The sequence below is a fragment of the Pseudomonas sp. NPDC087817 genome, assembly GCF_044742875.1.
Lineage (GTDB): Bacteria > Pseudomonadota > Gammaproteobacteria > Pseudomonadales > Pseudomonadaceae > Aquipseudomonas.
Map to the genome: position 1 here is coordinate 1 of NZ_JBIUVJ010000104.1, position 10229 is coordinate 10229.

General features: G+C 59.9%; 11 protein-coding genes and 1 pseudogene. 1 reads left to right on the plus strand and 11 read right to left on the minus strand.

The window, feature by feature from the left end; translation table 11 throughout:
* From fleN to flhA, 3 genes and pseudogenes are all read right to left on the minus strand, one after another.
* Positions 1–232 (minus strand): annotated as a pseudogene (gene fleN, locus ACIONG_RS28790) (flagellar synthesis regulator FleN); the annotation flags it as partial.
* A gap of 116 nt (positions 233–348) precedes the next feature.
* A complete protein-coding gene (gene flhF / locus ACIONG_RS28795) occupies positions 349–1689 on the minus strand; it encodes a flagellar biosynthesis protein FlhF (RefSeq protein ID WP_103306839.1) in 1341 nt (446 codons plus the stop codon).
* Positions 1690–1700: 11 nt separating this feature from the next.
* Entirely contained in the window at positions 1701–3830 is a 2130-nt protein-coding gene (gene flhA / locus ACIONG_RS28800) for a flagellar biosynthesis protein FlhA (RefSeq protein WP_213027951.1), read from the minus strand.
* Positions 3831–4381: 551 nt separating this feature from the next.
* On the opposite strand from flhA, the gene ACIONG_RS28805 reads away from it, so the two are divergent.
* The gene (locus tag ACIONG_RS28805; protein WP_401304289.1) at positions 4382–4741 is read left to right on the plus strand and encodes a DUF6124 family protein; all 360 of its coding nucleotides are present in this window, start codon (positions 4382–4384) and stop codon (positions 4739–4741) included.
* Between the two features lie 282 nt (positions 4742–5023).
* Here the strand turns inward: ACIONG_RS28805 and ACIONG_RS28810 are convergent, their stop codons facing one another.
* The 8 genes from ACIONG_RS28810 to ACIONG_RS28845 all read right to left on the minus strand — a co-directional run.
* Complete coding sequence (locus ACIONG_RS28810; RefSeq protein ID WP_401304292.1) at positions 5024–5698, minus strand: hypothetical protein; 675 nt, start codon at positions 5696–5698, stop codon at positions 5024–5026.
* A gap of 180 nt (positions 5699–5878) precedes the next feature.
* Positions 5879–7018: a flagellar biosynthesis protein FlhB gene (flhB, locus tag ACIONG_RS28815; RefSeq protein WP_103305379.1), complete on the minus strand. Its 1140-nt coding sequence runs from the start codon at positions 7016–7018 to the stop codon at positions 5879–5881.
* A gap of 3 nt (positions 7019–7021) precedes the next feature.
* The gene (fliR, locus tag ACIONG_RS28820) at positions 7022–7807 is read right to left on the minus strand and encodes a flagellar biosynthetic protein FliR (RefSeq protein WP_103305378.1); all 786 of its coding nucleotides are present in this window, start codon (positions 7805–7807) and stop codon (positions 7022–7024) included.
* Between the two features lie 3 nt (positions 7808–7810).
* A complete protein-coding gene (gene fliQ / locus ACIONG_RS28825) occupies positions 7811–8080 on the minus strand; it encodes a flagellar biosynthesis protein FliQ (protein ID WP_007920026.1) in 270 nt (89 codons plus the stop codon).
* Positions 8077–8835, minus strand: coding sequence for a flagellar type III secretion system pore protein FliP (fliP, locus tag ACIONG_RS28830; protein WP_401304295.1), 759 nt, complete (start codon positions 8833–8835; stop codon positions 8077–8079). Before fliP ends, fliQ begins: the two co-directional genes overlap by 4 nt.
* A complete protein-coding gene (fliO, locus tag ACIONG_RS28835) occupies positions 8835–9296 on the minus strand; it encodes a flagellar biosynthetic protein FliO (protein ID WP_315446268.1) in 462 nt (153 codons plus the stop codon). Before fliO ends, fliP begins: the two co-directional genes overlap by 1 nt.
* Entirely contained in the window at positions 9297–9752 is a 456-nt protein-coding gene (gene fliN / locus ACIONG_RS28840; protein ID WP_025111935.1) for a flagellar motor switch protein FliN, read from the minus strand.
* Positions 9753–9808: 56 nt separating this feature from the next.
* Positions 9809–10229 (minus strand): FliM/FliN family flagellar motor switch protein (locus ACIONG_RS28845; protein ID WP_401304298.1); only part of this gene is annotated, 421 nt, incomplete at its 5' end.

Consider the following 10229-nt stretch of genomic DNA (forward strand, 5'->3'; position numbering starts at 1 on the left):
GCAGCACATCGCGCAGTTCGCAACGACCCTCGATGACGTCGGCCAGGGTATGTTTGGGAGTCAGGCCCAGCAGGACATCGACATTGGCCAGTCCCAGGTCGGCATCCAGCAGCAAGACCCGCCGGCCGAGCTCAGCCAGAGCCAGGGACAAGTTCACTGACACATTAGTCTTGCCGACGCCACCTTTGCCGCCGGTCACCGCGATCACCTGTACGGGATGCATGCTGCCCATGTTATTTCTTTACCTTGTCTTGCATAGACGGAGGCCACATTACTGGCTGCGCGTTCACAACCGGAACAATGCATGGCAGACCATCGATGTAGGTACAAAAACTGTTCATGATTACCTCAGCCAACCTGCTTGGTCGGGCTGTGATAGATATCAGCGAACATGTCGGCCATGGCTTCTTCGCTGGGTTCTTCCTGCATTTGCACGCTGACGGCGCGGCTGACCAATTGATGACGGCGCGGCAGATGCAGATCATCCGGAATCCGTGGGCCATCGGTCAGGTACGCGACCGGCAATTCATGACTGATCGCCAGGCTCAACACTTCGCCAAGGCTGGCCGTTTCATCCAGTTTAGTCAGGATGCAGCCGGCGAGCCCGCAACGCTTGTAACTGTGATAAGCGGCGGTTAGAACCTGTTTCTGGCTGGTGGTTGCCAGCACGAGATAATTTTTTGCACGGATGCCACGCCCGGCCAGGCTTTCGAGCTGCATGCGCAGGGCTGGGTCGCTGGCTTGCAGGCCGGCGGTATCGATCAGCACCACGCGTTTGCGCAGCAGTGGATCCAGCGCCTGCACCAGCGACTGGCCCGGATCGACGTGGGTCACCGGCACATTGAGGATGCGACCGAGGGTCTTCAGTTGTTCCTGAGCGCCGATACGGAAACTGTCCATGCTCACCAGCGCCACATTCTGCGCGCCGTACTTGAGCACATAACGGGCCGCCAGTTTGGCCAGCGTGGTGGTCTTGCCCATGCCGGCGGGGCCGACCATGGCAATCACACCGCCCTCTTCCAGCGGCTCGACTTCCGGTACGGCAATCATCCGCGCCAGGTGCGCGAGCAACATGCGCCAGGCCTGACGAGGTTCTTCAATATCGGTGATCATCGCCAGCAGGTCGCGCGACAGCGGGCCGGACAGGCCGATCCGCTGCAGACGGCGATACAGGTTGGCTTGCGCCGGACGGCTGCCTTGCAGCTGATTCCAGGCGAGCGTGCCGAGCTGGACTTCCATCAGCTCGCGCAGGCTGTTCAATTCAAAACGCATCGAATCCAGCGCACGCGGATCCACGCCGCCGGAGGACTGCGCAGGCGCCGGGGCCGGACGCGCCGGGGCGGCGTAAGTCGGCTCGCTCAGCGGCTCAGCGGCAGTCAGCGGCAGGCCAGCGGTCAACGGCAGCCCGGCGAAAATCTGGCGATTGCTATTGCCGTCGGCTTCGCCACGCAGGCTCAGTTCGGCCTGGGCGGTAACGATGCGCGACTGGGTCTTGCGCAGCTCGTCTTCGAGTTCCATGTTCGGAACCCGTGGCGCCAGCGCCGACAATTTGTAATCCAGTGCCGCCGTCAACTCGACACCGCCGGCAATGCGGCGATTGCCAATGATGGCGGCATCAGCGCCCAGCTCATCACGAACCAGCTTCATGGCCTGACGCATATCGGCGGCAAAGAAACGCTTAACTTGCATAAACCACTACCTCAGCCGTTGGGCCCTACTGTCGCAACGATGGTCACTTGCTTGTTGTCCGGTATTTCCTGGTAGGCCAGCACGTGTAGCCCTGGGACCGCGAGGCGGCCGAAACGCGAAAGCATCGCGCGGATCGGGCCTGCTACCAACAGGATCACCGGCTGACCTTGCATTTCCTGACGCTGCGCCGCTTCGATGAGCGACCGTTGCAGCTTCTCGGCCATGCTTGGCTCCAGCAGAACGCCCTCTTCCGAGCCTTGTCCTGCCTTCTGCAGACTATTGAGCAATATTTGTTCCAACCTTGGTTCCAAGGTGATCACAGGCAGCTCGGAGTCAGTGCCTACAATGCTTTGGACGATGGCTCGAGATACGCCGACCCGCACGGCAGCCACCAGCGCGGCGGTATCTTGACTCTTCGCGGCGTTGTTGGCGATGGCTTCGGCGATGCTGCGGATATCGCGTACCGGCACGTGTTCGGCCAGCAACGCTTGCAGCACTTTGAGCAACTGCGACAACGTGACCACGCCCGGCACCAGCTCTTCGGCCAGTTTCGGCGAGCTTTTGGCCAGCAATTGCATGAGTTGCTGGACTTCTTCGTGGCCAATCAGCTCGCTGGAGTGCTTGTACAAAATCTGGTTCAAGTGGGTCGCGACCACGGTACTGGCATCCACCACCGTGTAACCGAGGGATTGTGCCTGGGCACGCTGGCTGATTTCGATCCACACAGCCTCCAGGCCGAAAGCCGGATCTTTGGCGTTGATACCGTTGAGCGTGCCGTAGACCTGGCCCGGGTTGATCGCCAGTTCACGATCCGGGTAGATCTCCGCTTCGGCGAGAATCACGCCCATCAGGGTCAGGCGATAGGCGCTCGGCGCCAGATCGAGGTTGTCGCGGATGTGCACGGTCGGCATCAGGAAGCCCAGATCCTGCGAGAGCTTCTTGCGCACGCCCTTGATCCGCGCCAGCAGTTGCCCGCCCTGATTGCGGTCCACCAATGGAATCAGGCGATAACCGACTTCCAGGCCGATCATGTCGATCGGGGTCACGTCATCCCAGCCAAGCTCCTTGGTTTCCATGGCGCGGGCCGGCGACGGCAGCAGCTCCTGCTGGCGCTTGACCTCTTGCAATGCTTCGACCTTGGCGACGTTCTGCTTTTTCCAGAACAGGTAAGCGCCGCCAGCAGCCAGCGCCGCCATGCTCAGGAACGAGAAGTGCGGCATGCCCGGCACCAGACCCATGACCGCCATCAAACCTGCGGCCACCGCCAGCGCTTTCGGCGAGGCGAACATCTGGCGATTGATCTGCTTGCCCATGTCTTCCGAGCCGGACGCACGGGTCACCATGATTGCCGCCGCTGTCGATAACAACAGTGATGGCAATTGCGCCACCAAACCGTCACCGATGGTCAGCAAGGCGTAAACCCGGCCGGCGTCGCCGAAGCTCATGTTGTGCTGGAAGATACCGACGGCCATGCCGCCGATAAGGTTGATGAACAGAATCAGCAGACCGGCGATGGCGTCACCACGGACGAATTTGCTGGCACCGTCCATCGAACCGTAAAACTCGGCCTCTTGCGCCACTTCCTGACGACGCGCCTTGGCCTGGTTCTGGTCGATCAGACCGGCGTTGAGGTCGGCGTCGATCGCCATTTGTTTGCCGGGCATCGCATCGAGGGTGAAGCGCGCGCTCACCTCGGAAATCCGCCCGGCACCCTTGGTCACCACGACGAAGTTAATGATCATCAGGATCGCGAAGACCACGATACCGACCACGTAGTTACCGCCGATCACTACTTCACCGAAGGCCTGGATCACCTTACCGGCGGCGGCGTGGCCGTCCTGACCGTGAAGCATCACCACCCGCGTCGACGCCACGTTCAATGCCAACCGCAGTAACGTCGCGACCAGCAGAATGGTCGGGAACACCGCGAAATCCAGAGGCCGCAGCGCGTACACGCAGACCAGCAGGACGACAATCGACAGCGCGATGTTGAAGGTGAAAAACACGTCGAGCAGGAACGGCGGCACCGGCAGCATCATCATGGCCAGCATGACCAGCAGCAACAACGGCACGCCCAGATTGCCTCGACTGAGGTCGGCAACATTCGAGCGAGCAGTGTTGAATAACTGAGAGCGATCCACCGGTTTTCCCCGTTCCTTTAAAGCAAACTTTTGACGCCCAGAGCGGGCTCACGGCGGGTACTGCAAGAAGCTTTCCAACTTTTGCCGGGGAATGAAATAGAGGGGCTTGGCGGGGAATTTTTGCTGATTGGGCTGGCCCTTTCGCGAGCCTGCTCGCGAAGGCGCCCGTGAAGCCAGCGCAAAGTGCCTCTTAAACCGCGGTGTTTAAAAGACACTTCAGGACACGCCTCAAAGGCTACACATCCTTGCGTAATTGCCTACAGCTACGCCAGAATCCGCCGGCTTGTGCGCCTTGGGGGCGGGTTCTATTGTGGTGCGGTCGCTGACGAATCAGCGATCGGGTTTAGCGATCCGGCATCTAACAGACGCAACATGCCCATTCTCAATTGCAGTTTTTGTCTATCTGCAATTGGCGTCATGGTGGCTGTGCGTGGGAGACCTTCGGGTCTACCCGGGGTTTCTGTGACCCGGATCGCTAACCTGCGTACAGCCGCCACCTTTACTTGTTTAGCGATGAGCCGTGGCGGCCAAATCAACCACGGAGTCTCACCATGATCAAACCAACACCCAACCCGCCCGAAACCGATCCCACCTCCCACTACGAATCCCTCGATTCGAAAAAGCTCAACGACGCCGCCGACCGCGCCCTCGATCACTATCTTTGCCCGCCCGGGTCCACGCCACCGCCCCGTAGAACCCGCAGGATGTACGCCGTTACTGCGGACTTCAAAAACGAGGAGATGCTGGCCGATGCCTTCGAGACCCTTGCTTCGGCAAGAACCATTGCCAGTGACTTTGCCCACCTCTTGCCAGCGTCGCAGCGCCGGACGCTTTTGGGCATCGCGCAATTGATCATGCTCGGGGAATTGGCGGTGAATCGGGTGCTGGATAATCTGCAGGTGCCGCAGTAGCAGGACTGTCTGACAAGGCTTGAGTGCTGTGCTGTGGTTGCTGAGGTCTTCGCGGGCAAGCCCGCTCCCACAGGGATATGCATTGAGCACAAGCCTGTGAGCAGTTACCAAACCTGTGGGAGCAGGCTTGCTCGCGAAAACTGACGCACAGCCAACACATGTCTTCAGGCATGAAAAAACCGCCGCCCGGTTCAATCGGGACGGCGGTTTTTTCGTTTCAGCTCTCGATCAAACCGATTCCACGGTCGTCCAGCAACAACGTGGCGGCCATGCTGCCCATCACTACGCCGTCAAAACCTGCTCAGGTGCAATCGCACCGAAACTGAGGGCCTTGCCATTGATGTAGCGTGAGCCCTTGAGCACGGAGACCCCTTCGATGTCGACGAGCTCGTTGTGCGTGTACATCAGTGTCACTATCTCCTCAGGCGTTCTAGTGTCTGGCTTCCCCCAGGACACTTTTACGCTCTGCTCTATCAGGGTTAGCCCCCACTTGAAAGGGATGATGGCGAGGTCTTTGATTTCGATCTGGCGCGCGGGATCCAACCAGCGAAAGTCCTGACGTGCCGTAATGAAAAGAGCATCACCTTCAATGGTGAATTGCGGTTTGCTGTATCGCCTTTCCATTTCATCGTGGATCCAGCCATCCATGTAGTCCTCCAGATGGGTGAATCGCTCGAAAAGCATCGCGCTGTTGACGATTTTTTCGTCAGGTTTGCCAATCAGATTGTAGCTAGAGTGGTACGCCAGCCCCTCCAGCTCAGGCCGAATCGAGTTAGTCGACACCTCCAGATAATTTGGACTATAGGCGTTGGCCATGTGCTTGAAATGAGTGAAGTCCAGAATCAGTTTGAACGTGACGGTGTAACCGATTGCGCGCTCATCAGGGCGCCTTTCCAACACACCGGAGACAAACTCCATCTCCATGCCGTCCAATTTTTTTAGCGGATTCGCTGCCATGATCGCTTCCTCTGAAACCTGACGTAGACGCCGATCCCTGGTACTCGCATCAAATGATCAGAGCCACCAATACAGGGAAAATGCCGGGAGAAATCCCATGGCAATTAGATCGCTGAGGAGCGCTCACTGGCTACTGTCAGAAATAACAGGTGCAGAGGTCTTTCAGACAGACGGTAACCGTCAGGAATCGCGACGCAGGTCCGGCGGAATCGGCAGATCGTCCTTGAGCGGATCCGGGCGCTTGCCCTTGCCCGCCTGGAATTGGCGGATCTGGTAGACGTAGGCCAGGACCTGGGCAACCGCCAGATACAAGCCCCCGGGGATTTCCTGATCGAGCTCAGTGGAGTAGTAGATCGACCGCGCCAGCCCCGGCGACTCAAGGAGCATGACGTTGTTGGCCACGGCGATTTCACGGATCTTCAGCGCCAGGAAGTCGCTGCCCTTGGCCAGCAGGACGGGCGCCCCGCCCTTCTCGGAATCGTACTTGAGCGCCACCGCGTAGTGGGTCGGGTTGGTGATGACCACATCGGCATCGGGAATCGCCGCCATCATCCGCCGCTGGGACATCTCGCGCTGGGTTTGACGGATGCGTTGTTTGACTTCAGGTCGGCCTTCCTGATCCTTGTGCTCGTCGCGCACTTCCTGCTTGGTCATCAGCAGTTTCTTGTGGGCTTCCCAGAGCTGCACCGGCACGTCGACTGCAGCGATGATGATCAGCCCGCAAGCCAGCCACAACGTACTCCAGGCAACCAGCGTGACGCTGTGAATGATCGCCCGGTCAAGCGGCTCATGGGCGATGCGCAAAAAGTCATCGACGTCGGCGGACAGCACCACCAACGCCACACCCAAGGTGATCAGAAACTTCGCCAAAGCCTTGAGCAGTTCGACCACAGACTTGAACGAGAACATCCGCTTGATGCCCGCTGCCGGGTTCATCCGGCTGAACTTGGGCGCCAGGGAGCCGGCCGCGAACAGCCAGCCACCGAGGGAAATCGGCCCGATCAACGCGGCCAGCAACAAGGTGATCATGATCGGCTGAATCGCCACCAGGGCGAGCTTGCCCGACTGCATCAGGAACGTGCCCATGGAGCCCTGGTTCATGATCACTTCGCGCGACAGCGTGAAGTTCATACGCATCAGGTCCATCAGGTCTTCGGCGAGCATGCCGCCGAATATCAACAGCGCGCTGGCACCGGCCATCATCACGGCGAGGGTGTTGAGCTCTTTCGAGCGGGCGATCTCACCCTTCTCACGGGAGTCCTTTTTACGTTTCTCCGTGGGGTCTTCTGTTTTGTCCTGACCGCTTTCGCTCTCGGCCATGAGTCAGCGCGCCCGTGCCAGTTCGCGTAACAGCTGCAAGGCCTCGGTAGCCAGCGGCTGGTACTGATTGAGAATGTCCGCCAGGCCGACCCAGACAATGAACAGGCCGAGCACCAGGGTCAGTGGAAACCCGATGGAGAAAATGTTCAGTTGCGGCGCGGCACGGGTCATCACGCCGAACGCGATGTTGACCACCAGCAGCGCGGTGACTGCCGGCAGTACCAGCAACAACGCCGCGCCCAGCACCCAGCCGAGTTTGCCGGCCAACTCCCAGTAATGCGCGGTCATCAACCCACTGCCCACGGGCAACGTGGTGAAGCTTTCGGTGAGGACCTCGAACACCACGAGATGGCCATTCATCGACAGGAACAGCAGCGTCACCAGCATGGTGAAGAATTGGCCGATCACCGCCACCGAGACACCGTTGGCCGGGTCGACCATCGAGGCGAAGCCCATACCCATCTGGATCGCGACAATCTGCCCGGCCACAGCAAAGGCCTGGAAAAACAGCTGCAAGGAAAACCCGAGTACGGCGCCGACCAGGATCTGCTCGGCAATCAACAGCAGCCCACTGAGATCGAGCGGACTGACCGCCGGCATCGGCGGCAGGCCGGGCACAATCACCACGGTAATCGCCACGGCGAAATACAGGCGCACACGCCGGGGGATGAGGGTTGTGCCGAACACGGGCATGACCATCAGCATCGAGGCGACGCGAAACAGCGGCAACATGAACGTCGCCACCCAGGAACTGATCTGGGTGTCGGTCAACTGCAGCAGCGATTGCATGGCTTAGCCGATGACCATCGGAATGTTTTTGTACAACTGAATGATGTACTCCATGAACGTCTGCACGATCCACGGGCCGGCGACGATCAGCGTGACCAGCATCACCAGCAGACGCGGCAGGAAGCTCAGGGTCTGTTCGTTGATCTGCGTGGCCGCCTGGAACATTGCCACCAGCAAACCGACCAACAGGCTCGGCACCACCAGAATCGCGACCATCAACGTGGTCAGCCAAAGCGCCTCACGAAATATGTCGACCGCGACTTCCGGCGTCATGGCGAAACACCTCCGAAACTGCTGGCCAGCGTGCCGATGATCAGCGCCCAGCCATCCACCAGCACAAACAGCATGATCTTGAACGGCAGCGAGATGATCAGCGGCGAGAGCATCATCATACCCATCGCCATCAGCACACTGGCCACGACGAGGTCGATGATCAGGAACGGAATGAAGATCATGAAGCCGATCTGGAACGCGGTTTTCAGCTCGGACGTGACGAACGCGGGTACCAGAATGGTCAGCGGCGCCTGATCCGGGGAGGCGATGTCGGTGCGCTTGGACAGGCGCATGAACAGCTCCAGATCACTGGTGCGAGTCTGCGCGAGCATGAAGTCCTTGATCGGCACCTGAGCCTTTTCCACCGCTTGCTGAGCGGTGAGTTTCTCGGCCAGATACGGTTGCAACGCATCGTTGTTCACCCGATCGAACACCGGCGCCATGATGAACATGGTCAGGAACAGCGCCATGCCCGTGAGGATCTGGTTCGACGGTGTCTGTTGCAGGCCCAGGGCCTGACGCAGGATCGAGAAGACGATGATGATCCGCGTGAAACTGGTCATCAGGATGACCGCCGCCGGGATAAAACTCAGCGCGGTCATGATCAGCAGAATCTGCAGACTGACCGAATATTCCTGCGCGCCGTCGGCGTTGGTGCCCAGCGTGATCGCCGGGATCGACAACGGATCGGCGGCGAACGCCAGCGGCGCGGCCAGCAACAGGGCCAGCGTCAAGACGATGCGTAGCGCACCCATTACTTCTTATCCTTCTGATCCTTGCCGAGAATCTTCAGCAGATGCTGAGCGAATTCCGGGGTCGCTTTCTCGCTGGTACCTGGCACTTCAACCGGCTCTTTGAGCACGTGCAGCGCGGTGATGGTGCCGGGGCTCAGACCGAGCAGAATCTGCTCATTGCCGACCTGCACCAGCATCAACCGGTCACGCGGACCGAGCGCACGGGAACCGATCAGTTCGATCACCTGGCCCTTGCCTGCCGGGCCTGCCTGCTGCACTCGGCGCAATAGCCAGGCAAGGAAGAAGATCAGTCCCAGCACCAGCAGCAAGCCGAACACCAGTTGCGTCAATTGTCCGGCCACGCCGCTGTTGACCATCGGCGCAGTCGCGGCAACCGGCGCAGCAGCAGCGTGGGTTGCCGCCGGTTCAGCGGCCAGCACGCTCAACGGCAACGCGAGCAGAGCCCAGAGAAACCTTTTCACTCAGCGCAGCTTCTTGATGCGTTCGCTTGGGCTGATCACGTCGGTCAGGCGGATGCCGAACTTCTCGTTGACCACGACCACTTCGCCGTGAGCGATCAGCGTGCCGTTGACCAGCACGTCCAGCGGCTCACCCGCCAGGCGGTCCAGTTCGATGACCGAACCCTGGTTGAGTTGCAGCAGGTTGCGAATGTTGATGTCGGTGCTGCCCACTTCCATCGAGATCGACACCGGGATATCGAGGATCACGTCCAGGTTCGGACCGTCCAGCGTTACCGGATCGTTGTTCTTCGGCACGCTGCCGAATTCTTCCATCGGCAGACGGTTGGAGCTGGCGGCGCCAGCGTCAGCAGCCAGCAGCGCATCGATGTCAGCCTGGCCGTCACCGGTTTCTTCCAGGGCAGCAGCCCATTCGTCAGCCAGTGCCTGATCGTCCTGGGCGTTCATATCGTCGTTCATCATTTGTCCTCGGCGGGCAACAATTCAGCTAAATGTGTGGGGGTGAGAGCGGCGCTTCAGCGACGCTCGATCGGCTCGATCACTTGCAACGCGAGGTTGCCTTTGTGCGAGCCCATCTTGACCTTGAAGGCCGGTACGCCGTTGGCGCGCATGATCATGTCTTCCGGCATTTCCACCGGGATCACATCCCCCGGCTGCATGTGCAGGATGTCGCGCAGCTTCAACTGGCGACGGGCGACGGTGGCACCGATCGGCACGTCGACATCGAGCACGTCCTGGCGCAGGGCATTGACCCAGCGCTCGTCCTGATCGTCGAGGTCCGACTGGAAACCGGCGTCGAGCATTTCGCGCACCGGCTCGATCATCGAGTACGGCATGGTCACGTGCAGGTCGCCGCCACCGCCATCGAGTTCGATATGGAAGGTGGAAACCACGATCGCTGCGCTCGGGCCGACGATGTTGGCCATGGCCGGGTTC

Excerpts from the sequence above, each read along its gene's own strand:
- flhF (WP_103306839.1), bottom strand. The coding sequence starts at position 1,689 with ATGCAAGTTAAGCGTTTCTTTGCCGCCGATATGCGTCAGGCCATGAAG.
- flhB (WP_103305379.1), bottom strand. The coding sequence starts at position 7,018 with ATGGCCGAGAGCGAAAGCGGTCAGGACAAAACAGAAGACCCCACGGAG.
- ACIONG_RS28805 (WP_401304289.1), top strand. The coding sequence starts at position 4,382 with ATGATCAAACCAACACCCAACCCGCCCGAAACCGATCCCACCTCCCAC.
- fliR (WP_103305378.1), bottom strand. The coding sequence starts at position 7,807 with ATGCAATCGCTGCTGCAGTTGACCGACACCCAGATCAGTTCCTGGGTG.
- ACIONG_RS28810 (WP_401304292.1), bottom strand. The coding sequence starts at position 5,698 with ATGGCAGCGAATCCGCTAAAAAAATTGGACGGCATGGAGATGGAGTTT.
- fliQ (WP_007920026.1), bottom strand. The coding sequence starts at position 8,080 with ATGACGCCGGAAGTCGCGGTCGACATATTTCGTGAGGCGCTTTGGCTG.
- fliN (WP_025111935.1), bottom strand. The coding sequence starts at position 9,752 with ATGAACGACGATATGAACGCCCAGGACGATCAGGCACTGGCTGACGAA.
- fliP (WP_401304295.1), bottom strand. The coding sequence starts at position 8,835 with ATGGGTGCGCTACGCATCGTCTTGACGCTGGCCCTGTTGCTGGCCGCG.